Origin of the sequence: Streptomyces marincola (genome assembly GCF_020410765.1) — a bacterium.
GTDB lineage: Bacteria > Actinomycetota > Actinomycetes > Streptomycetales > Streptomycetaceae > Streptomyces > Streptomyces marincola.
On record NZ_CP084541.1, the window covers coordinates 5,526,514 to 5,548,709 of the forward strand.

At 73.7% G+C, this 22,196-nt stretch carries 16 protein-coding genes and 1 pseudogene; 10 read left to right on the top strand and 7 right to left on the bottom strand.

What is annotated here, in order from left to right; genetic code table 11:
* The first annotated feature begins 192 nt into the window (after positions 1-192).
* The 5 genes from LC193_RS24395 to LC193_RS24415 all read left to right on the top strand — a co-directional run bounded on the left by LC193_RS24395 (position 193) and on the right by LC193_RS24415 (position 4,350).
* Positions 193-1,008 (top strand): helix-turn-helix domain-containing protein, encoded by an 816-nt coding sequence (locus tag LC193_RS24395; RefSeq protein ID WP_226077460.1) that lies wholly within the window; start codon positions 193-195, stop codon positions 1,006-1,008.
* 52 nt (positions 1,009-1,060) lie between these two features.
* Entirely contained in the window at positions 1,061-2,611 is a 1,551-nt protein-coding gene (locus tag LC193_RS24400; protein ID WP_226077462.1) for a MiaB/RimO family radical SAM methylthiotransferase, read from the top strand.
* Entirely contained in the window at positions 2,608-3,279 is a 672-nt protein-coding gene (pgsA, locus tag LC193_RS24405) for a CDP-diacylglycerol--glycerol-3-phosphate 3-phosphatidyltransferase (protein WP_226077464.1), read from the top strand. Before LC193_RS24400 ends, pgsA begins: the two co-directional genes overlap by 4 nt.
* Entirely contained in the window at positions 3,269-3,850 is a 582-nt protein-coding gene (locus LC193_RS24410) for a CinA family protein (protein ID WP_226077465.1), read from the top strand. Before pgsA ends, LC193_RS24410 begins: the two co-directional genes overlap by 11 nt.
* Before the next feature lie 95 nt (positions 3,851-3,945).
* Positions 3,946-4,350, top strand: a complete 405-nt coding sequence (locus LC193_RS24415; protein ID WP_226077466.1) for a helix-turn-helix domain-containing protein — start codon at positions 3,946-3,948, stop codon at positions 4,348-4,350.
* A 54-nt stretch (positions 4,351-4,404) separates the two neighbouring features.
* On the opposite strand, the gene LC193_RS24420 is transcribed toward LC193_RS24415, so the two are convergent.
* A complete protein-coding gene (locus LC193_RS24420; RefSeq protein ID WP_226077467.1) occupies positions 4,405-9,048 on the bottom strand; it encodes an ATP-dependent helicase in 4,644 nt (1,547 codons plus the stop codon).
* A 123-nt stretch (positions 9,049-9,171) separates the two neighbouring features.
* On the opposite strand from LC193_RS24420, the gene LC193_RS24425 reads away from it, so the two are divergent.
* The 3 genes and pseudogenes from LC193_RS24425 to recX form a co-directional block, all read left to right on the top strand.
* Positions 9,172-9,366, top strand: a complete 195-nt coding sequence (locus LC193_RS24425) for a DUF3046 domain-containing protein (RefSeq protein WP_086157663.1) — start codon at positions 9,172-9,174, stop codon at positions 9,364-9,366.
* A 160-nt stretch (positions 9,367-9,526) separates the two neighbouring features.
* Positions 9,527-10,687 carry a recombinase RecA gene (gene recA / locus LC193_RS24430; RefSeq protein ID WP_226077468.1) on the top strand — a complete coding sequence of 387 codons (1,161 nt, stop codon included), beginning with the start codon at positions 9,527-9,529 and terminating at the stop codon, positions 10,685-10,687.
* A pseudogene (gene recX / locus LC193_RS24435) lies at positions 10,573-11,304 on the top strand (recombination regulator RecX); the annotation flags it as partial. The gene recA and the pseudogene recX, both read left to right, overlap by 115 nt.
* 244 nt (positions 11,305-11,548) lie before the next feature.
* Here the strand turns inward: recX and LC193_RS24440 are convergent.
* From LC193_RS24440 to LC193_RS24460, 5 genes are all read right to left on the bottom strand, one after another.
* Positions 11,549-13,126: an FAD-dependent monooxygenase gene (locus tag LC193_RS24440; RefSeq protein ID WP_226077469.1), complete on the bottom strand. Its 1,578-nt coding sequence runs from the start codon at positions 13,124-13,126 to the stop codon at positions 11,549-11,551.
* 70 nt (positions 13,127-13,196) lie between these two features.
* On the bottom strand, positions 13,197-14,183 hold the full coding sequence (locus LC193_RS24445) for an amino acid ABC transporter permease (RefSeq protein ID WP_226077470.1): 987 nt from the start codon (positions 14,181-14,183) through the stop codon (positions 13,197-13,199).
* Positions 14,180-14,854 carry an amino acid ABC transporter permease gene (locus LC193_RS24450; protein WP_226077471.1) on the bottom strand — a complete coding sequence of 225 codons (675 nt, stop codon included), beginning with the start codon at positions 14,852-14,854 and terminating at the stop codon, positions 14,180-14,182. Before LC193_RS24450 ends, LC193_RS24445 begins: the two co-directional genes overlap by 4 nt.
* Positions 14,855-14,943: 89 nt before the next feature.
* Positions 14,944-15,789: a glutamate ABC transporter substrate-binding protein gene (locus tag LC193_RS24455; RefSeq protein ID WP_226077472.1), complete on the bottom strand. Its 846-nt coding sequence runs from the start codon at positions 15,787-15,789 to the stop codon at positions 14,944-14,946.
* A 115-nt stretch (positions 15,790-15,904) separates the two neighbouring features.
* Positions 15,905-16,690: an amino acid ABC transporter ATP-binding protein gene (locus LC193_RS24460; RefSeq protein WP_086157656.1), complete on the bottom strand. Its 786-nt coding sequence runs from the start codon at positions 16,688-16,690 to the stop codon at positions 15,905-15,907.
* Between the two features lie 281 nt (positions 16,691-16,971).
* On the opposite strand from LC193_RS24460, the gene LC193_RS24465 reads away from it, so the two are divergent.
* Both LC193_RS24465 and LC193_RS24470 read left to right on the top strand, forming a co-directional pair.
* On the top strand, positions 16,972-17,667 hold the full coding sequence (locus LC193_RS24465) for a response regulator transcription factor (RefSeq protein ID WP_226077475.1): 696 nt from the start codon (positions 16,972-16,974) through the stop codon (positions 17,665-17,667).
* Between the two features lie 23 nt (positions 17,668-17,690).
* Entirely contained in the window at positions 17,691-19,142 is a 1,452-nt protein-coding gene (locus LC193_RS24470) for a sensor histidine kinase (RefSeq protein WP_226077477.1), read from the top strand.
* Here the strand turns inward: LC193_RS24470 and LC193_RS24475 are convergent.
* Complete coding sequence (locus tag LC193_RS24475) at positions 19,105-22,152, bottom strand: alpha-mannosidase (protein WP_226077479.1); 3,048 nt, start codon at positions 22,150-22,152, stop codon at positions 19,105-19,107. The two genes, LC193_RS24470 and LC193_RS24475, sit on opposite strands and share 38 nt — an antisense overlap.
* Positions 22,153-22,196 lie beyond the last annotated feature (44 nt).

Genomic DNA, 22,196 nt, shown 5'->3' on the forward strand with positions numbered 1-22,196 from the left:
CGGGGGCCCGGGAAAGCCGTGGCCGGCGGTGCGGCCCCGCCGGGATGCGCGGGGCGGGACCCCGTGTCCCGGGCGCCGTGCGGCGGCCATCCGGTTGGCGCACAAAAGCCGACCGCCCGGTTGCCCGTTCCTTTCGGACCCCCCCTAGACTGATAAACACAGCACGTGGCTTCACGCTCGAAAGGCGCCCCCGTGTCCAACGGCAACTCTTCGGCCAAGGACCGGCCTTCCGTCGGTCGAATCCTCCAGCAGGCGCGCATCGATGCAAAGCTGACCGTGGACGAGGTCAGTTCGTCCACCCGTGTGCGCATTCCGATCGTGCACGCCATCGAACAGGACGATTTCTCCCGCTGCGGCGGGGACGTGTATGCCCGGGGGCACATCCGCGCCCTCGCGCGTGCGGTGGGTGCCGACCCGGACGAGCTGATTGAGTTGTACAACGGTCAACAGCATCCGGAACCGCAGCCGCTGTCGTCGGGGCCGCTGTTCGAGGCCGAGCGCATCCGGCCCGAGCCGCGCCGGCCGAACTGGACCGCCGCCATGGTGGCCGCGATCGTCGTGGTCGTGGCGTTCGTCGGCTTCACGTTCTTCACCGGCAGCGAGGAGGACGAGGACCCGGGCACGGTCGCGGAGGGGGCGAGCACCGAGACGCCCACCCCAGGCGAGCGGACCGAGGCCCCGCCGGAGGAGGAGGGCGGCGCCGACGCCCCCGACCCCTCCGAGAGCGCGGTGGCGGCCGTTCCCTCGGACAAGGTCACCGTCCGGGCGACGGCCGACGGCGGGTCGAGCTGGGTGTCCGCCAAGAACAGCAACGGGCGCCTCCTCTTCGAAGGTGTGATCGAGGAAGGCGACTCGCAGACGTTCACCGACGACGAGCAGATCGACCTGGTGCTCGGCAACGCGGGGGTCGTTCAGCTCCACGTCAACGGCCGGGCGATCGAGGACGAGTTCGAGTCCGGGCAGGTCGAGCGCCTGAGCTACACGCCCGGGGACCCGAGCGAGGGCTGAGGCCCGCTCGGCCCGGGCGGGCGGGCGCCGGTGGACGAAGTAGGCTGAGGGCATGTCCGAACGCCGTACAGTCGCCCTGGTCACGCTTGGTTGCGCCCGTAACGAGGTGGATTCGGAGGAACTCGCGGGGCGGCTGGCCGCCGACGGCTGGGACTTGGTGGAGAACGCGGCGGACGCCGAGATCGCCGTCGTGAACACCTGCGGGTTCGTCGACGCCGCCAAGAAGGACTCCGTGGACGCCCTCCTGGAGGCCGGGGAGCTGCAGACGGCCGCCGCCGAGGGCGGAGGGGGCGCCACCCGGGCCGTCGTGGCCGTCGGCTGCATGGCCGAGCGCTACGGCAAGGAGCTGGCCGACGCGCTGCCCGAGGCGGACGCCGTACTGGGCTTCGACGACTACGCCGACATCTCGGCACGCCTGACGACGATCCTGTCCGGCGGCGGCCACGCCCCGCACGTGCCCCGCGACCGGCGCAAGCTGCTGCCGCTGACCCCCGCGGACCGGCAGGGGAGCGGGGTCGCCCTGCCGGGGCACGGCGGCATCACCGACCTGCCCGCCGGCGTGGCCCCGGCCTCGGGCCCGCGCGCGCCGCTGCGGCGGCGCCTGGGCGGCGGCCCCGTGGCCTCGGTCAAGCTGGCCTCCGGCTGCGACCGCAGGTGCACGTTCTGCGCCATCCCGTCCTTCCGCGGCTCGTTCATCTCCAGGCGGCCGGCCGACGTGCTGGGCGAGGCGCGCTGGCTCGCGGGGGAGGGCGTCACCGAGATCATGCTCGTCTCGGAGAACAACACCTCCTACGGCAAGGACCTCGGGGACATCAGGCTGCTGGAGACGCTGCTCCCGGAACTGGCCGCCATCGACGGCCTCGAACGCATCCGGGTCAGCTACCTCCAGCCGGCGGAGATGCGGCCCGGGCTCATCGATGTCCTCACCGGCACAGACAAGGTCGCCCCGTACTTCGACCTGTCCTTCCAGCACTCGGCACCCGGGGTGCTGCGGGCGATGCGCCGCTTCGGGGACACCGACCGGTTCCTCGACCTGCTCGCCACGATCAGGGCCAAGGCGCCGCTGGCCGGGGTGCGTTCGAACTTCATCGTCGGGTTCCCCGGTGAGTCGGAGGCCGACGTCGAGGAACTCGAACGTTTCCTCACCGCCGCCCGGCTCGACGCGATCGGGGTGTTCGGCTACTCGGACGAGGAGGGCACCGAGGCGGCGCGCCACTCGGGGAAGCACGGGCCCGAGGAGATCGCCGACCGGCTGGAGCGGATCTCCCGGCTCGCGGAGGAGCTGATCGGGCAGCGGGCCGAGGAGCGCGTCGGGGAGCGCGCGCACGTCCTGGTGGAGTCCCTGGGCGCCGGAGAGGGCGCGGAGGACGACGAGCCCCCGATCGAGGGCCACGAGGTGCTGGCCGTCGGCCGCGGCGCGCACCAGGCGCCGGAAACGGACGGGCAGGTCGTGCTCGCCGTGCCGGCGGGCGCGGCGCCGCGGGACGGCGCGCCGCGTGTCGGGCAGATCGTGGCGGCGGACATCGTCGCCGCGAGGGGAGTCGATCTGGTCGCGGTACCGCGGCAGGCGGCCGGGGGCGAACCCTCGGGGGCCGCCAGATGACGGACACGCCGGCCCGGGCCACCGGGGACGGACCGGCGGCCGGCCGTTCCACGGGCGCGGTCCGGCACCCCGCGGCTCCCGCCCTGTGGAACATCGCGAACGTGCTGACCATGGTGCGGCTCCTGCTGGTGCCGGGCTTCGTCCTGCTCATGTTCGCGCAGGGCGGACACGATCCGGCGTGGCGGTCGCTGGCATGGGCGGCGTTCACCGTCGCCATGATCACCGACCTGTTCGACGGGGAACTGGCCCGTCGGCGCAATCTGGTCACCGACTTCGGCAAGATCGCCGATCCGATCGCGGACAAGGCGATCATGGGGGCGGCCCTCATCTGCCTCTCCGCCCTGTCCGACCTGCCCTGGTGGGTCACCGTCGTCATCCTGGCCCGGGAACTGGGCATCACCCTGATGCGCTTCTGGGTGATCCGGCACGGAGTGATCCCGGCCAGCCGCGGCGGCAAGGCGAAGACGCTGACGCAGGGCATCGCCGTCGGCATGTACATCCTCGCGCTCACCGGCCCGTTGGCCTCGCTGCGCTGGTGGGTGATGGCGGTCGCCGTGGTGCTCACCGTCGTCACGGCCCTCGACTACGTGCGGCAGGCCGTCGTGCTGCGCCGGGCGGGTCTGGCCAGGCGCGACGCGGCCGCGGGAGGGGTGGCCCGTGGCCGCTGAGCAGCGGTCGGCCGAGCCGCCGCTCGCCGCCCAGGTGCTCGGGCTCCTCGTGGGGCGGGGCGAAACGGTCGCGGTCGCCGAATCGCTGACCGGCGGCCTCGTCGCGGCGGCCCTGACCGGCATCCCCGGAGCCTCCCGCGCCTTCCTCGGGTCCGTGACCGCCTATGCCACGGATGTGAAACGCGAGGTGCTGGGCGTCGACGGCGCGGTGCTCGACGAGCGCGGCGCCGTCGACGCCGAGGTGGCGAGGCAGCTGGCCAGCGGCGTGCGGAAGCTGCTGGGGGCGGACTGGGGCGTGGCCACAACGGGGGTGGCGGGGCCGCGACCGCAGGACGGAAAGCCGGTGGGGACCGTGCACGTGGCGGTTTCGGGGCCAGGAACCGGGGGAGTCGTGGCTCAGCGGCTCAATCTCCGAGGGGACCGGGCCGCGATCCGGGCCGGCAGCGTCGACGCCGTGCTGGCCCTCCTGCGGAACGAGCTGATCGTCCCCCGGAAGAGTGAGGCCCGGCAGGGCCCAGGACGGGGGCAGGATGCGGAACAGAACGGAGGGGATGGATGTTTGCAGCCCTGAGTGAACAAGACATCGCTCCCCGCCCGGTTGGAGTCCGAGGCGGTACGGTGGGGCATGAAGCAAGCGAGGCCAACGGTCCGAGGAGGGAGCCACCGATGATTTTGCTCCGTCGCCTGCTGGGTGACGTGCTGCGTCGGCAGCGCCAGCGTCAGGGCCGCACTCTGCGTGAAGTGTCTTCCTCCGCACGGGTCTCCCTCGGGTACCTCTCCGAGGTCGAGCGGGGGCAGAAGGAAGCTTCCTCCGAGCTGCTGTCCGCCATTTGCGACGCGCTCGATCTGCGGATGTCCGAGCTGCTCAGGGAAGTCAGCGACGAGCTGGCCCTGGCAGAGCTCGCCCAGTCCGCCGCGAGCGACACCGTCCCGTCCCTCGGGGTGCCTCCCGGCCGCGGCCTGGAACGCCCCCTGCTGAACCCGGTGCGTGTGACGACCGTCACCCACCGTCCCGAGGAGCACGTCACGATCAAGGCCCCGAGCAAGGCCGTCGACGTCGTCGCGGCCTGATCTCCCGGCCTGCCAGGCCCGAGGCGGCACGAAAGCCGCCCCCGCGTTCCTTCGTCAGGGCCGCAGGCGCAGCCCGCGCGGTGTCGCGTGGAAGCCCGCGGCCTCCAGCAGTCCCGCCCAGAACGGGTCGGCGAGCACCGGCTCGCCATTGACGCGCTCGATCGTCAGCGCGCCGAGTGATCCGTCCCGTGCGGCTGCGGCCAGGGTTTCCGCGCCGGTCCGCAGCCGTTCCGCAGCCCCCTCGGTCGCGCGGTCGGGCCAGGCGAGCAGCGTACGGCCGCCGCGTTCCAGGTACAGCGTCAGCTCCCCGTCCACGAGCACCACCAGAGCCCCCGCCTTGCGGCCCGGCTTGTGCGCGGCGCCCTGCGGCGGCTCCGGCCAGGGCAGGGCCGCGCCGTAGGCATTGGCGGGGTCGGCGGCGGCGAGCAGCAGCCCCTCGGGGAGGCCGTCCCCGGCGCGGCCGCCCCGCTCGGCCGCCGTGCCGATGGCCCGCAGCCGGTCGACCGCGCCGTCCATCGCGAACTGGGCCGCGCCCAGTCCCTCGACCACGTAGCCCCGCCTGGCCCTGCCGCTCTCCTCGAAGACCGACAGCACGCGGTAGGCCGCGGAGAACCCGCCCTCCACGCCCTCGGCCGCGACGGCCCCGCGGGTGACCACGCCGTGCCGGTCGAGCAGCGTGCGGGCCAGCGCGTGCGCCCGCAGGGTCGGATCGGCCTCCCGGGCGGGCAGCAGGGACCAGCGGCCCGCGACGGTCGGCGGACCGTTGCGCGGTGCCGCGGCCCGGCCGGGGCCGGCCGGGAGCGTGCCCCAGCGCCCGCGCGGGGCGCTTCGGCGACCGCGGTGCGCGACGGAACCGGCGGTCCTGCCGGAGCCGAGCAGCGCGCGCAGGGGCGCCAGGGTGTCGTTGGTCAGGAGACCGGCCCACGCCAGCTCCCAGAGGGCCGTGGTGAGCGCCGCCTCCTGGGGCTCCTCGCCCGCCGCCCGCACCTGATCGGCCAGCTGCCGGAAGAACAGGCCGTAGCCGCCGTCGAGGGCCGCGAGCACGGCCCGGTGGAGCGGCGAGAGCTCCAGGGGGTGGGGCGGCGGGAGCAGGAGCGGCGCGGAGTCCGCGAGGTGCAGCGCGACCCAGCCGTCCTTGCCCGGCAGCGCTCCCGCCCCGGCCCACAGCACCTCGCCCGAGGCCGTCAGCTCGTCCAGCATCGGCGGGGCGTATCCGGCGACCCGGGAGGGGAGCACCAGCCGTTCGAGCGCGGAGGCGGGCACCGGCGTCCCCTGGAGCTGCTCGACGGTCCGCAACAGGCCGTCCACACCCCGCAGGCCCCCGCGCCCGGGGCGCCCGACGTGCTGCCAGCGCGGCAGGAAGGCGGCGAGCGCCTGGGGAGCCACCGGTTCGAGCTCGTGGCGCAGCGCGGCCAGCGAGCGGCGGCGCAACCGCCGCAGGACGCCGGGGTCGCACCACTCCTGCCCGCTGCCGTCCGGCCTGAACTCGCCCTGCACCAGCCGCCCGTCGGCGGCCATGCGGTGCAGGACGCCGTCGGCGACGGCCGTGCCGAGGCCGAACCGCGCCGCCGCCTGCGCGGACGTGAACGGCCCGTGGGTGCGGGCGTGGCGGGCGAGCAGGTCGCCCAGCGGGTCGCCGACCGGCTCGGTGAACGCCTCGGGCACCCCGACGGGCAGCGCGGTGCCCAGCGCGTCCCGCAGGCGGCCGGCGTCCTCGATGGCGGCCCAGTGCTCCTCGCCCGCCAGCCGGACGCGCAGGGCGCGTCTCGCGGCCACCAGGGCGTCCGCCCACTCCGGCCGGCCGCCGCGTGCGGCCAGCGCGGAGCCGGTCAGGGGACCGAGGACCCGCAGCAGGTCGGCGACGCCCTCGGCGTCCCCGACCCGCCGTTCCTCGGTGAGCCACTGGAGTTCCTGTTCGAGGCCGGTGAGCACGTCGGGGTCGAGCAGCTCGCGCAGCTCCGCGCGGCCCAGCAGCTCGGCGAGCAGCCGGGAGTCGAGGGAGAGGGCGGCGGCGCGCCGCTCGGCGAGCGGCGAGTCGCCCTCGTACAGGTACTGCGCGACGTAGCCGAACAGGAGGGAGCGGGCGAACGGCGAGGGCTCGCGGGTGGTGACCTCGACCAGCCGGACGCGCCGGGCCTCGATGTCGCCCATCAGCTCGGCGAGCCCCGGCACGTCGAACACGTCCTGGAGGCACTCCCGCACCGCTTCGAGCACGATGGGGAACGAGCCGAAATCGGCCGCCACCGACAGCAGTTGGTGTGCGCGCTGGCGCTGCTGCCAGAGCGGGGTCCGCCGGCCGGGGTCGCGCCGCGGCAGCAGGAGGGCGCGCGCGGCGCACTCGCGGAAGCGCGCCGCGAACAGGGCGGAGCCGCCGACCTGGTCGGTGACGATCTGGTCGATCTCCTGGCTGTCGAACAGCACGTCGGATGCGGCGACCGGGGCCCGTTCCGCGTCGTGGCCAGGACCGGTGAGGTCCTCGTCCGGCCCGGCCAGCAGGTCGGCGTCGGGGAGGCGCAGCACGATGCCGTCGTCCGCGTGCAGCACCTGGGCGTCGAGGCCGAAGCGCTCGGTCAGGCGCGCGCCGATCGCCAGCGCCCAGGGGGCGTGCACCTGCGCCCCGAAGGGGGAGTGCACCACCACCCGCCAGTCGCCCAGCTCGTCGCGGAACCGCTCGACCACGATGGTGCGGTCGTCCGGCAGGTGCCCGGCGGCCTCGCGCTGCTCCGCGAGGTAGGCCAGCACGTTGTCCACGGCCCAGGCGTCAAGACCCGCCGCGGCCAGCCGCTCCCGCGCGGCCTCCGGGGCCAGGCCGCCGATCTCGCGGAGGAAGGCGCCGAGGGCCCGGCCCAGCTCCAGCGGGCGGCCGAGCTGGTCGCCCTTCCAGAAGGGCAGCCGGCCGGGAACGCCGGGGGCAGGGGTGACCAGGACGCGGTCGCGGGTGATGTCCTCGATCCGCCACGAGGTGGTGCCCAGCGTGAACACGTCCCCCACCCGGGACTCGTAGACCATCTCCTCGTCCAGCTCGCCGACCCGGCCCCCGCCCTTGCGCGGGTCGGACCCGGCCAGGAAGACCCCGAACAGGCCGCGGTCGGGGATCGTGCCCCCCGAGGTCACGGCGAGGCGCTGGGCGCCGGGGCGACCGGTCAGCGTCTGCGCGACGCGGTCCCAGACGAGCCGGGGCCGCAGTTCGGCGAAGGCGTCCGAGGGGTAGCGCCCGGCCAGCATGTCGAGCACCGAGTGGTAGGCGGACTCGGGCAGGGAGGCGAACGGCGCGGCCCGCCGCACCAGCGCGAGCAGTTCGTCGACGTCCCAGGTGTCCATCGCGGTCATGGCGACGATCTGCTGGGCGAGGACGTCCAGCGGGTTGGCCGGCACCCGCAGCGACTCGATCGCCCCGGCGCGCATGCGTTCTGTGACGACGGCCGACTGCACCAGGTCACCGCGGTACTTGGGGAAGACCACGCCGGCGGAGACGGCGCCGACCTGGTGCCCCGCGCGCCCCACCCGTTGCAGGCCCGAGGCCACGGAAGGGGGCGACTCGACCTGGATGACGAGGTCGACCGAGCCCATGTCGATGCCGAGTTCGAGGCTTGAGGTGGCGACGACGGCGGGCAGCCGGCCGGCCTTCAGGTCCTCCTCGATGGCCGCCCGCTGCTCCTTGGAGACGGAACCGTGATGGGCCCGCGCGAGGACAGGGGCGGCGCCGCGGGCGGCCCCCGCGGGGCCCATCAGGGCGGCCGGGCCGTGCTCCTGGGGCAGGGGCTCGCCGGTGGCCCGCTCGTGCGCGATCTCGTTCAGCCGGTTGCACAGGCGCTCGGCCAGGCGCCTGGAGTTGGCGAAGACGATGGTGGAGCGGTGCTCCTGGACGAGGTCGACGATGCGCTCCTCCACCGAGGGCCAGATCGACGGGGCCTCGCCGCCGCCCGGTGCGTCGGGCACGGGCGAGCCGCCGAGCTCGCCCATGTCGGCCACCGGTACGACGACCGAGAGCCGGAACTCCTTCCCCGCGGGCGGCTGCACGACCTGGGCGCTGCGCCGGGGGGAGAGGAAGCGGGCGACCTCGTCGACCGGGCGCACGGTCGCCGAGAGGCCGATGCGGCGTGCCGGGCGGGGCAGCAGCGCGTCCAGCCGTTCCAGCGTGAGCGCCAGGTGGGCGCCCCGCTTGGTGCCCGCGACGGCGTGCACCTCGTCGAGGATCACGGTCTCGACCCCGGACAGGGCCTCGCGGGCGGCCGAGGTCAGCATGAGGAAGAGCGACTCGGGGGTCGTGATCAGGATGTCGGGCGGGCGCCGCGCGAGGGAGCGGCGGTCGGCGGGCGGGGTGTCCCCGGTACGGGTCCCGACGCGGATGTCCGGCTCCGGCAGGCCCAGGCGTACGCATTCCTGCCTGATGCCGGTGAGCGGACTGCGCAGGTTGCGCTCGACGTCCACGGCCAGTGCCTTCAGCGGTGAGACGTACAGCACCCGGCACCGCCGCAGCGGCTCGGCCGGCGGGGGCGACGCCGCGAGCCGGTCGAGGGAGGCGAGGAAGGCGGCGAGCGTCTTCCCCGAGCCGGTGGGCGCCACGACCAGGGCGTCCGACTCCTCGGCGATGGCCCGCCAGGCGCCTTCCTGCGCGGCCGTGGGCGCGTGGAAGGCACGCGTGAACCACGCCCGGGTGGCCTCGGAGAACCGGTCGAGTGCGGAGGAAGCGCTCATGTCCCCATCCTGCACCCGACCACCGACAACGCGTCCGGCGCCGTCTCCCGCGCCGGGCCGGGTCCCGGGCGGCCCGGAGCGGCCGGCGGGCCGGTCCTCCGGTGGCGCACCGATACTGGGGGCATGCGGCTGACGGATTTCTGGGAGCGGATGAGGGCGCACTTCGGTGCCTCGTACGCGGACTCCTTCGCACGGGACCACGTGATGTCGGAACTGGGCGGACGGACCGTGTGCGAGGCACTGGACGCGGGGTGGGACGCCAAGGAGGTCTGGCGGGCGGTGTGTTCCGCGTTCGACGTGCCCTCGCACCTGCACTGACGCCGTTGACCTGCGGTTTTACCGGGCCACCTGGACGGGTGCGGCGCTTGACACAGAAATCGAACAGGCATTCTTATGGGAGGGCGGACGGCGATTGTCAGTGGCGGGCGTTAGCGTCCGTGATGTGAAGCGATCGAATCAGACGGACCGGGTGGCACCCATGGCAGGCACGGACCGCGAGAAGGCGCTCGACGCCGCTCTCGCGCAGATCGAGAGGCAGTTCGGCAAAGGGGCGGTGATGCGCCTGGGCGAGCGTCCGGACGAGCCGATCGAGATCATCCCCACCGGATCGACGGCGCTCGATGTCGCGCTCGGCGTGGGAGGGCTGCCGCGCGGGCGCGTGGTGGAGGTCTTCGGCCCCGAGTCCTCAGGCAAGACGACCCTGACGCTGCACGCGGTGGCGAACGCCCAACGGGCGGGCGGCACGGTCGCCTTCGTGGACGCGGAGCACGCGCTCGACCCCGAGTACGCGAAGAAGCTCGGGGTGGACGTGGACCAGCTGATCCTCTCCCAGCCCGACAACGGTGAACAGGCGCTCGAAATCACGGACATGCTCATCCGTTCGGGAGCGCTCGACCTGATCGTCATCGACTCCGTCGCGGCCCTGGTGCCGCGCGCGGAGATCGAGGGCGAGATGGGGGACTCGCACGTCGGCCTCCAGGCACGGCTCATGAGCCAGGCCCTGCGGAAGATCACCGGCGCGCTCAACCAGTCGAAGACCACGGCCATCTTCATCAACCAGCTCCGGGAGAAGGTCGGCGTGATGTTCGGGTCGCCCGAGACCACCACGGGCGGGCGGGCGCTGAAGTTCTACGCGTCGGTGCGGCTGGACATCCGGCGCATCGAGACCCTCAAGGACGGCACCGAGGCCGTGGGCAACCGCACCCGCGTCAAGGTGGTCAAGAACAAGGTGGCGCCGCCCTTCAAGCAGGCCGAGTTCGACATCCTCTACGGGGCCGGCATCAGCCGCGAGGGCGGACTGATCGACATGGGGGTGGAGCACGGCTTCATCCGGAAGTCCGGTGCCTGGTACACCTACGGGGGCGACCAGCTCGGCCAGGGCAAGGAGAACTCGCGGAACTTCCTGCGGGACAACCCGGACCTCGCCAACGAGATCGAGAAGAAGATCAAGGACAAGCTGGGGATCGGCCCGAAAACCGAGGCTCCCGAGGCCGATCCGGGCAAGGACGCCGCGGACGGCGCGCCCGCCGGGGCCGCCGCGGTGCCCGCCGCCGGGGGCGGCACCACGGCACCGGCTCAGGCCAAGGCTCCCCGGGCGGCCAAGCCGGTGGCCGCCAAGCCCGTGGCGGCCAAGAGCTGACGGTGACCCGGCGCAGCGATTGGCCGGAACCCGCGGCACGAGACAGCGGTGGCCCCCCTTCGTCGAGGGCCGGTGAGGGGCCACCGCGCATCCCCAGGGACCCGGTGGAGCGGGCCCGGGCCATCTGCCTGCGCCTGCTCACCGGGACTCCGCGCACCCGCGGTGAGCTGGCGACGGCGCTGCGGGCCCGTGAGGTGCCCGAGAGCGCGATCACCGAGGTCCTCGCCAGGTTCGAGGAGGTCGGGCTGATCGACGACGGCGCGTTCGCCGATGCCTGGGTGGAGTCCAGGCACCACGGGCGCGGCCTCGCCGGCCGTGCGCTGGCCCGGGAGCTGCGCGCCAAGGGGGTGGCCGCCGACCTCATCGAGGAAGCGGTCGGGCGGCTGGACCCGGAGCGCGAGGAGGCCACCGCGCGGGCCCTGGTGGAGCGCCGGCTGCGCGCCACGCGCGGCGTGCCGAGGGACCGGCGGATGAGGCGGCTCGCCGCCATGCTGGCCCGGCGCGGGTACGCGGAGGAGGTCTCCCTGCGGGTGATCAGACAGGCCCTGGCCGACGAGGCGGAGGCCGGGCCCGACGCGCCGTGGCCCGGGGAGGCGGAGCCGTCCGGCGACCTGTGAACGATGAACGGGGAACGGCTCCCGGGGCGCACCGTGAGCGGGGAACGTTCTCGGGGCGCTCGGCCGGCCGGAGGGCGAGCGTGGTGGTGGCGTCCGCTGCCGGCCGTGGCGGGGGTGCCGGCGGTGCGTTGTGAACGGGGTGCCGGCGGTGCGTGCGGTCCCCGGCGTCCGGACGGGCACGCCATGACGCGTCGGCCCGCGCGTGTCCGCGCCCGTTCGGGCGCTGTCGCGACGTGCGGGCCGGTCAGCCTTCCGGCACCGGCTCGGCGGCCGGGTCGACCGCACCGCGCAGCGTCGCCGCGCACGAGCGCAGCGACTCCTGGTCGGCCCCGGGGAACGCCGCGGCCAGGTGCCCGTCCGGCCGCACGAGCAGCAGCGTGTGGGCGCCCGCCCCCGGATAGTCCTCGGTGACCAGCAGCTCCGCGGGCAGCGGCAAGGTCCGGGCGGCGGCGGCGAGTTCCGGCATGAGACCGGCCGACATCCAGTGCTTGACGTCCCACACCCGGGCTCCCGGCGCGGTCAGCACCAGGAGCAGCGGCCCGCCGAGCCGCTGCCGCAGCCTGATCTCCTCCCCGCCCAGGGTGATCACGGGCACGTCCGCGGCCGGCGCGCCCACCGGGGTGTCCGTCCGGGTGGAATGCCGTGGCGAGCACGCCAGCGGGGAGGCGTCGAAGCAGTCGGGGCGGCCCATGGCGCCGCGCCCGAGATGGCTGTCGGCGAGCAGGGCGAGCCGCCCGCGCTTGCGCGCGCTCAGCCGCGCCGCGAGCCGCCCCCGGCCGCGCACCAGCGGAAGCGCCTGGTCCACCGCCCGCAGCCGGGCACCGACGGCGGCGCGTCGTTCCGCCTGGTAGCTGTCGAGCAGGAGCTCCGCGTCGCCCTCCCGGTGATCCACGGCGAGTTTCCAGGCGAGGTTCTCCACATCCCGAAGCCCCTCGGCGACCTGCTGCGTGCCGAGCGCGCCCAGCAGATGGGCCGCGTCCCCGGCGAGGAAGACCCGGCCGGCCCGCCAGCCGCGCGCCAGCCGCTGGTGGCAGACGTGCACTCCGGTGTCGAGCAGGTCGTAGGCGGGCACCTCGCCGTCGTGCCATGCGGCGAGGGTCGAGTCCACCCGGGCCACCAGCGACTCGGGGGTGACCAGGCCGCCGTCGGGCGGCAGCGGCCAGTCGAGGCGCCACCGGTCGCCGGCCAGGGACCGGACGGTGACGTCGCCGGCCGGCAGCCCGCCGTGCAGTCCGGCCTCCCCGGGCCACGGCAGTTCGGCGCGCAGCGCCGCCACCGCGAACCGTTCGACGCCGGTCCGCCCGGGGAACGGCGCTCCGATCAGCTTGCGCACGGTGGAACGCGGGCCGTCGCAGCCGACGAGATGGCTGCCGCGCCACCGTTCCGCCCGGTCCGCGCCACCGCCCCCGGTCCGGCGCGCGGAGTGCGCGATCACGTGGTCCGCGCGTTGTTCGAGATCGGTGAGCCGGTGCCCCCGGGCCAGCCGGATCAGCTCCTGCCGGGCGGCGGCGTCCCGCAGGGCGCGTTCCAGGACGTGCTGCGGCAGGTGGCGCGGCGCGGTCTCCGGGGCGAACACGTGGTGCAGCGCCGCACGTCCGCGATGGGTCGTCCGCCAGGCGCCCCACGGCTGCGCCTCGTCCCCGATGCCGGGCAGCTCCGCCCAGTGCGCCACGTCCCGCGGCAGCACACAGGTGCGGGCCAGGCGCGTGGCGGGCGGCCCTTCGGCGCCGTCGAGCACGACGGTCGGGACGCGGTGCCCGGCCAGGGCGAGTGCCAGCGCGAGCCCCACGGGGCCCGCGCCGACAATGATCACGGGCAGCACAGCACGTATGGAACGGCAGCGATGTCCGGGCGTCAAGTCGGCCTTGACGAACTCGCCTTGGTCCGGGTGGCTAGGGGATGTTCAGGCCCGTTCCGCCCGGGCCGTCTCCTGACGGCCCCGCGCCGCCACCGGACGGTCCCATGCCGCCAACGGCCGGCCCCGCGGCGTCCCCGGCAACGTCCCCGGCGACGGCCATCCCGCCCGGCATGGTGGTCGACAGGGCCGCGCCCGTGCTGCGTTTGCCGCGCCTGATGCGGCCTTCCAACCAGCTCGCGAGGCTGGTGAGCAGGAAGTTGAGCGCGATGAACATGGCCGCGGCCACCGCGAAGGAGGCCAGCACGTTGCCGTAGTTGCTGATGACGAGGTTCGCGTTGCGCAGCAGTTCGCTGTAGCCGAGCAGCGCGCCGCCGAGCGCGGTGTCCTTGACGATCACGACGAGCTGGCTCACGAGCGCGGGCAGCATCGCGGTCACGGCCTGCGGCAGCAGCACGAACGTCATCGTCTGGCCCTTGCGCATGCCGATCGCGCGCGCCGCGTCCGCCTGCCCCTTGGGCAGTGACAGCACGCCCGCGCGCACCACCTCGGCGAGCACCGAGGCGTTGTACAGCACGAGGCCGGTCACCACCGCGTAGAGCGGGCGCACGCTGCGGTCGACGTCCGTCCACAGCGCGTACGCCTCGTTGGCGAACAGCATGAGCAGCAGCACCGGGATGGCCCGGAAGAACTCGACGATCGCCCCGGCCGGCGCCCGCACCCACCAGTGGTCCGACAGGCGGCCGATGCCGAGCAGCGCGCCGAGCGGCAGGGCGATGAGCATCGAGAGGCCGGCGGCGACCAGCGTGTCCTGGAGGCCGGGCAGCAGGTAGGTCGTCCACACCCGGCTGTCGGTGAAGAACGGCTCCCACTTGGCCCAGTCCAGTTCTCCCTTGTCCTGGAGCTGGGAGATCAGCCACCAGGAACCGAGGGCCAGGACGGCCAGGAAGGCGACGGCGTAGGAGACGTTCCGCCGACGGGCCCTGGGCCCCGGCGCGTCGTAGAGGACGGACAGGTTGCTCATCGCTTCACCGCCACGCGCTTGCTGAGCCGGCCGAGCAGCAGCCCGGTCGGCAGGGTCAGGACGATGAAGCCGAAGCCGAACAGCATGGCGATCGGCAGCAGTTGCGCCTCCTGCTCGACCATGTCGCTCATCAGCAGCGCGGCTTCCGGCACGCCGATGGCGGCGGCCACCGTCGTGTTCTTGGTCAGGGCGATCAGGACGTTGGCCAGCGGCGCCACCACGGCCCGGAACGCCTGCGGCAGCACGATCAGCGTCAGCACCTGGGTGAAGCCGAGGCCGAGTGCCCGGGCCGCCTCGGCCTGGCCCACCGGGACCGTGTTGATGCCGGACCGCAGCGCCTCGCACACGAAGGTGGCGGTGTAGAGGACGAACCCGAGGACCGCGAGCCGGAACGACATGGTGTCGGTGGCGAACTCGGCCCCCATGCTCATGCCCAGCGTGTACGCCAGCAGCTGCGAGCAGGCGACGATGATCAGGGTCAGCGGCGTGTTACGGAATATGTGCACGTACACGGTGCCGAAGGCCCGCATGATCGGGACGGGGCTGACGCGCATCGCGGCCAGCACGGTGCCCAGGATCAACGAGCCGATCGCGGAGAAGACGGTCAGCTGCACCGTCGTCCAGAACGCTCCGAACAGGTCGTACCTGTCGAGGTCAAGGAAGTCGAACACGGAATCTCGCAGTCTCGCCTAGAGGATGCGGAAGGAACGTGGCGCGCCGCCGGGGGGACGGCGCGCCACAGGAAGCCCGGACGAGCGGGTCACGCCTCGGGCCTGGTGCCGATCTCCGGGGCGGCCTCGGGCTCGTACCCGGCCGGGCCGAAGTGCTCCGCCACGGCCTCGTCCCAGGCGCCCTCCTCGACCATGGCCGTGATCGCCTCGTTGACGGCGTCCAGGTTCTCGGAGTCCTTCGGCAGGCCGACGCCGTAGTACTCGTCGCTCAGTTCGAGACCGGCGAGGCGGAACTTGCCCTGGTGCTCGGGCTGCGCCGCGTATCCGGCGAGGATCGAGTCGTCGGTGGTGAGCGCGTCGATCGTGCCGTTCTCCAGACCGGTCAGGCACTGGGAGTAGGTGTTGTTCTGCTGGAGCCTGGCATCCGGCGCGATGTCGCGCTGCACGTTGGCGGCCGAGGTGGAGCCGGAGACCGAGCACAGCGTCATGTCGTTGATCGCCTCCTCGTTCGGCACCTCGTAGTCCGCCCGGACCAGCAGGTCCTGGTGGGCCAGCAGGTACGGGCCGGCGAAGTCGACCGACTCCTCGCGCTCCTCGCTGATGGAGTAGGTGGCCACGATCATGTCGACGTCGCCGCGCGAGAGCAGGTTCTCGCGCTCGGGGCTCGGCGCCTCCTGGAACACGATCTGGTCCGGCTCGTAGCCCAGTTCCCCGGCGATATAGGTGGCGACGTCGACGTCGAAGCCGACGTGGTCGCCGTCCGGGGTCAGCAGGCCGAGGCCCGGCTGGTCGAACTTGATGCCGATGACGATCTCGTCGCCACCGCCACCACCGCCGTTGCCGCTGTCGTCGTCGTCCCCGCCGCCGCAGGCCGTCGCGGTCAGGGTGATGGCGAGGAGGGACGCGGCCAGCGTGGTCGTCCTGCGAAGTCTCATGAGTGATTCCCCTTGTTCTCTTGTTGCGGTGAGTGTGCGGGTGCCGCGTCCGCGTCCCCGGGCGGCGTACGAACGCCCGGCCACCGGCGCCCGGCCGGTGACACGGGAAGCGTGGTCAGTGCTGGAGGATCTTCGAGAGGAAGTCCTTGGCCCGGTCGCTGCGCGGGTTGTCGAAGAACTGGTGCGGGGCCGCTTCCTCGACGACGCGCCCGTCCGCCATGAACACGACGCGGTTCGCCGCCGAGCGGGCGAAGCCCATCTCGTGCGTGACGACGATCATGGTCATGCCTTCGCGGGCCAGTTGCTGCATGACTTCCAGGACCTCGTTGATCATCTCCGGGTCCAGCGCCGAGGTCGGCTCGTCGAACAGCATCACCTTCGGCTCCATGGCCAGCGCCCGCGCGATCGCGACGCGCTGCTGCTGACCACCGGAGAGCTGCGCCGGGTACTTGTCGGCCTGGTTGCCCACGCCGACCCGGTCGAGCAGGGCCCGGCCCCGTTCCTCCGCCTCGGCCTTGGGCTTGCGCCGCACCTTGATCGGGCCGAGGGTGACGTTCTCCAGCACCGTCTTGTGCGCGAACAGGTTGAAGGACTGGAAGACCATGCCCACGTCGGCCCGCAGCCGGGCCAGTTCCCTGCCCTCGGCCGGCAGCGGCTCCCCGTCGATGGTGATGGACCCGTCGTCGATCGTCTCCAGCCGGTTGATCGCCCGGCACAGCGTCGACTTGCCGGAGCCGGAAGGCCCGATCACGACGACGACCTCGCCCCGCTTGATGGTGAGGTTGATGTCCTGAAGTACGTGCAGCGCGCCGAAGTGCTTGTTCACGCTGTCCAGGACGACGAGGTCGCCCGCGGAGGGCGCGGTCTCCGCGAAGTCCTTGGTCAGCGACGCATCGCTCATCGTGGTGTTGCTCCGTCCTCATCGGTTGCACGGACCCTAGCCACCCCGCAACACATGGTCAGCAGATCTGAGGGGAAATTGAGGATAACGATCCGATTGCCCTCACCTCGCGTAGCGTCACGAATCGTTGCCCTGGGTGCGGGCCGCATAACGGAACAGTGCAGCTGTCCCCGCAGAGCTTGACGCGGACCCGTCTTATCGGGGTGGATGCGTGGATGCCCGGTCGCACCGGAGGCCAGGGCGCGGAGACCAGGGTGTGCGCAGCGGCAGGGAGGGAGCACGTGAGACTGCTTCTCGTCGAGGACGACGAACACGTCGCCGGCGCCCTCGTCGCGGTCCTCGGCAGGCACGGCTTCGACGTGGTCAGGGCCCGTGGTGGCGAGGAGGCGGTCGGGCTGCTCCGCGACGGCACCTTCGGTGTCGTGCTCCTCGACCTCGGTCTGCCGGACGTGGACGGATTCGAGGTCTGCGGACGCATCCGCCGCCTGTCGTCCGTCCCGGTCATCATGGTCACCGCGCGCGCCGACGTGCGTTCGCGCATCCATGGCCTCAACCTCGGCGCCGACGACTACGTCGTCAAGCCCTACGACACGGGAGAACTCCTGGCCCGCATCCACGCCGTCAGCCGCCGCACCGGCCCCGAGGCCGCCCCGCCCGCCGGCGAGACGGAGGACCGGCCCGGTGTCCTGGTCATCGGCCCGGTCACGGTCGAACTCGCCACACGCCAGGTCGTGGTCGACGGCCGGCCCGTGGCGCTGACCCGCAAGGAGTTCGACCTGCTCGCCCTGCTCGCGCAGCGTCCCGGCGTCGTCTTCCGCCGCGAGCAGATCATCAGCGACGTCTGGCGGACCAGCTGGGAGGGCACCGGGCGCACCCTTGAGGTGCACGTGGCCTCGCTGCGCGCCAAGCTCCGCAGGCCGGAACTGGTCGAGACGGTGCGCGGCGTGGGCTACCGGCTCTCGCTGCCGGCCGCCTGACCGGGCAGGACGCCGGAACCGTCATGCGCTCCCGCCTTCTTCCCCTGCTGATCGTGCTGCTCGCCGGTGTCCTGCTCGCGCTCGGCGTACCGCTGGCCACCAGCCAGGCCCGCAGCGAGCAGCAGCGGGTGGTCGTCGACCGCATCGACGACACCACGCGCTTCGCGTCGCTCACCCAGTTCGTCACCGACGGCGAGGTCGGCGGCGTCGGCGACGCGCGCCTGTCCACGCTGCGCGCGGAACTGGCCGCCTACCACGATGTGTACGGCATCAGGGCCGGCGTCTTCAGCCGCGACGGCAGCGCGCTGGCCGCCGCGCCCACGGGCTGGCGCGCGCCGGGGGGCGCGCGCGGCCCCGAGTTCACCGAGGCCCTGGCCGGCCGTCGCAGCCAGGGCCCGAGCCAGGTCTGGCCCTGGCAGCGCGACCGGCGGCTCGTGGTGGCCTCTCCGGTGATAAGGGACGGCGACGTCATCGCGGTGGTGGTCATCGACTCGCCGACCGGCGCGCTGCGCGAGCGCATCCTGCGCGGCTGGGCCGGCATCGCCGCGGGGGAGGCGGCGGCCATGCTGCTGGCCTTCGCCGCCGCGTTCCGGCTCACCGGCTGGGTGCTGCGCCCGGTGCGGGTCCTGGACAAGGCCGCGCACGACATCGCCACCGGGCGCCTCACCGCCCGCGTCGCCCCGTCCGGCGGGCCGCCCGAGCTGAGGCGGCTGGCCCATTCGTTCAACGAGATGGCCGACAACGTGGAGGAGGTGCTCGAACGGCAGCGCGCTTTCGTCGCCGACGCCTCCCACCAGCTGCGCAACCCGCTCTCGGCGCTGCTGCTGCGCATCGACCTGCTCGCGCTCGAACTGCCCGAGGGCAACGCGGAGGTCGCCTCCGTCCGCGAGGAGGGCAAACGGCTGGCCCGCGTGCTCGACGGCCTGCTCGACCTGGCGCTGGCCGAGGGCACCCCCGCCGACCTGCGCGTCACCGATGTGGCGGCCCTGGTCGCCGAACGCGTCGCCGCCTGGCGCCCGGTCGCCGAGCGCGCGGGGGTGACCGTGGCGCTGACCGGCCCGGCCGCGGTCACCGCGTGGGCCGACCCGGTGGGGCTCTCCAGCGCGCTGGACGCCGTTGTCGACAACGCGCTGAAGTTCACCCCGGCAGGCGGCGAGGTCCACGTCGCCGTCATCGCGGGCCGGGACGAGGTCACCGTCGTCACCGCCGACGACGGTCCCGGCCTCGCCGCCGAGGAGCTGGAGCGCATCGGCGACCGCTTCTGGCGGAGCGGACGCCACCAGAACGTGTCGGGCTCGGGCCTCGGGCTCTCCATCGTCGGCGCGCTGCTCGCCGCCGCCGGGGCGGCCATCGCGTATGAGCCCAACGAGCCCAGCGGCCTGCGGGTGACCGTCACGGTCCCGCGGCACGCGCCCGAGGGCGGCGAGCAGCCGGCGGTCAGCCGGCAGGCGTGGCCGGACGCAGGCGCAGCGTGACGATCTCGAACGGCCGCAGTGCCAGCTCCACGCCTCGGCCGTCGACGGCGCGCGGCGCGCGAGCGTCGGCCAGCGGCCGTTCCAGCAGGTCGGTCACCGTGGCCTCGGCGAGGGGGAAGCCCGTCACCAGGCGGGCCCGCGCCTGCCCGCCCGACGACTCGTACAGCCGCACGACGACATCGCCCTCGCGGTCGTCGGCGAGCTTCACCGTCTCGATCACCACGGGACCGCTCTCGTCCTCCACCGCCACCAGCGGCTCGACCGCCGCGCCGCCGGGCACCGAACGTTCCGGCAGGCCGAACCAGTGCCCCTCGCGGACCGCGTCGGCGATCGTCGCCCCGGGCACGAGCGCGTAGCGCATCCGGTGCACGCCCTGGTCGGTCTCCGGGTCGGGGTAGCGGGGAGCCCGCAGCAGCGAGAGCCGCACGGTGGTGGTCTGCCCGCCGTCGGGCCGCACGTCGCGGGTCACGTCGTGCCCGTAGGTCGAGTCGTTGACGAGCGCGGCGCCCCAGCCCGGCTCCGCCACGTGCAGCCAGCGGTGCGCGCAGATCTCGAACTTCGCCGCGTCCCACGAGGTGTTGGTGTGCGTGGGGCGGAAGACGTGCCCGAACTGCGTCTCGGCCGCCGAGCTGTCCGCCTTCACGTCCAGCGGGAAGGCCGCCTTCAGGATCTTCTCGCGCTCGTGCCAGTCGACCTCGGTGTCCACGTCGAGCGCGCGCGAGCCGGCCCGCAGCGTCAGCCGCTGGACGACGCGCGAGGCACCGAACGAACGGGTCACCCGCACGCTCGCGGCGGCCCCGCCCGCCTCCTCAAGGGTCAGGGCGTCGAGGCCGGTCAGGTCGGTGACCCGGTTGCGGTAGAACGCGTCCACGTCCCACGCGTCCCACTTGTTCGGCAGGTCGGTGTGCAGCTGGAGCAGGTTCGCCGCCGCGCCCGGCGCGACCGCTTCCCTGCCGGTCGCCAGGTCGAGAACCGACACCACCAGGCCGCGGCCGTCCACCGCGACGCGCACCAGCCCGTTCTCCAGCACGAAGCCGCCCCCGGGCCGGTCGGCGGACACCGCGGGCGCCGCCTCCGGGCCGCCCTCGCGCGGCGCGGCGCCGCCGGCGGGGATGCCGCCGCGGGCGTGCGGCGCGGCGTTGAACACCGTGGTGCCGGGACCGTCCCCGGCCAGTGCCCGCTGCGCCTGGTCGATCAGGCCGGTCAGCTCCTCGCGCACCCGCGCGTAGGTGTCCCTGGCCTCGCGGTGCACCCAGGCGATGGACGACCCGGGCAGGATGTCGTGGAACTGGTGCAGCAGCACCGTCTTCCAGAGCGCGTCGAGCCGCTCGTAAGGGTAGGCGTACCCCGGTGCCCGGAGCGCCGCGGTCGCCGCCCACAGCTCGGCCTCGTGCAGCAGCGCCTCGCTGTGCCGGTTGCCCTGCTTGGTCTGCGCCTGGGACGTGTACGTGCCCCGGTGCAGCTCCAGGTACAGCTCACCGACCCAGACCGGCGCGTCCGGGTACTCCGCGTGCGCCTGCGTGAAGAAGTCCTCAGGGGGCTCGATCTCCACGCGCGGGGAGCCCTCCAGGTCGCGTACGCGCTGGGCGCGCGCCAGCATCTCGCGGGTGGGGCCGCCGCCGCCGTCACCGAACCCGAACGGCACCAGCGAACGCGTCGCCCGCCCCTTCTCCCGGAAGTTCCGCGCGGCGTGCGCGAGTTCGCCGCCGCTGAGATCGGAGGTGTAGGTGTCGACCGGGGGGAAGTGGGTGAAGACCCGCGTGCCGTCGATGCCCTCCCACCAGAACGTGTGGTGCGGGAACGCGTTCGTCGCGCTCCAGGAGATCTTCTGGGTCAGGAACCAGGTCGCGCCGGACAGCTTCACCAGCTGCGGCAGCGCGCCGGTGTACCCGAACGAGTCCGGCAGCCACACCTCGCGCGTCTCGATGCCGAACTCGTCGAGGAAGAACCGCTTGCCGTGCACGAACTGCCGCGCCATCGCCTCGCCGCCCACCATGTTGGTGTCCGACTCCACCCACATGCCCCCGACGGGGACGAACGTGCCGTCCGCCACCTTCTGGCGCACCTTCGCGAACACCTCGGGCCTGTGCTCCTTCAGCCACGCGAACTGCTGGGCCTGGGACATCGCGAACACGAACTCCGGGTGGTCCGCCATCAGCGCCGTCACGTTCGCCGCCGTCCGCGCCACCTTCCGCACCGTCTCGCGCAGCGGCCACAGCCACGCCGAGTCGATGTGCGCGTGCCCGACCGCGCTCAGCCGGTGCGCGGAGGCGTGCGCCGGGGACGCGAGCGCCGGGGCGAGGCGCTCCCTGGCCGCCGGCGCGGTCCCCGCGACGTCCCCGGGGTCGATGGCGTCCAGCGCGCCCTCCACGGCGCGCAGCAGCGACCAGCGGCGCGCGTCGTCCAGCGGGAGCTGCTTCATGAGGCCGCCGACCACGTCCAGGTCCTGCACCAGCTCCCAGACCTGCGTCTCGAAGACGGCCAGATCCATGCGCGCCACGCGGTACAGCGGCTCGTCCCCCGCGGTGAGCCGGTCGCTCAGGGCGCCGTCGCCGCCGGGTTCGACGAGGGGATTGGCGGCGGCCTCGACGTACAGCTCCACCTCCTCGCCGCCCGCGGCCCGCTCGGCGACGCGCACCCAGTCGTTGTACGGGTTGAGGCCCTTGACCGCCTCGCCGTCCGGCCGGTACACCAGCCCTTCGCACTGGAAGCCGGGCATCCCGCGGTCGAAACCGAGGTCGAGCACGGCCTCCACGGTCCGGCCCGCCCACCCGGCCGGGACCCGTCCCGTGACCCGGAACCACGTGGTGCCCCACGGCGGCCCCCAGGGCTCGCCGGCCGCGGCCGGCCGGTAGGCCGCGGCGAGCCCCTCGGCCACCGGGACCGGCTCGCCCGGCGCGTCCCAGCGTTCTACGGTCAGGGGCACGGATTCCCGGTGGACGGCCGGGCGTAGCCGCTCGTTCAGCACCCGGTGCAGGCGGTCCTCGACGAGGCTGCGGTCGTCGTGCATGTCAAAGCTCCCATGCGGTCGCGGTGAGTGGTGAGGGGAGGCGT

Bases quoted from the DNA above. Each gene is read 5' to 3' on its own strand.
- LC193_RS24460 (WP_086157656.1), bottom strand. From the start codon at position 16,690: ATGAGCGATGCGTCGCTGACCAAGGACTTCGCGGAGACCGCGCCCTCC.
- pgsA (WP_226077464.1), top strand. From the start codon at position 2,608: ATGACGGACACGCCGGCCCGGGCCACCGGGGACGGACCGGCGGCCGGC.
- LC193_RS24420 (WP_226077467.1), bottom strand. From the start codon at position 9,048: ATGAGCGCTTCCTCCGCACTCGACCGGTTCTCCGAGGCCACCCGGGCG.
- recA (WP_226077468.1), top strand. From the start codon at position 9,527: ATGGCAGGCACGGACCGCGAGAAGGCGCTCGACGCCGCTCTCGCGCAG.
- LC193_RS24415 (WP_226077466.1), top strand. From the start codon at position 3,946: ATGATTTTGCTCCGTCGCCTGCTGGGTGACGTGCTGCGTCGGCAGCGC.
- LC193_RS24445 (WP_226077470.1), bottom strand. From the start codon at position 14,183: ATGAGCAACCTGTCCGTCCTCTACGACGCGCCGGGGCCCAGGGCCCGT.
- LC193_RS24455 (WP_226077472.1), bottom strand. From the start codon at position 15,789: ATGAGACTTCGCAGGACGACCACGCTGGCCGCGTCCCTCCTCGCCATC.
- LC193_RS24400 (WP_226077462.1), top strand. From the start codon at position 1,061: ATGTCCGAACGCCGTACAGTCGCCCTGGTCACGCTTGGTTGCGCCCGT.
- LC193_RS24475 (WP_226077479.1), bottom strand. From the start codon at position 22,152: ATGCACGACGACCGCAGCCTCGTCGAGGACCGCCTGCACCGGGTGCTG.
- LC193_RS24470 (WP_226077477.1), top strand. From the start codon at position 17,691: ATGCGCTCCCGCCTTCTTCCCCTGCTGATCGTGCTGCTCGCCGGTGTC.
- LC193_RS24425 (WP_086157663.1), top strand. From the start codon at position 9,172: ATGCGGCTGACGGATTTCTGGGAGCGGATGAGGGCGCACTTCGGTGCC.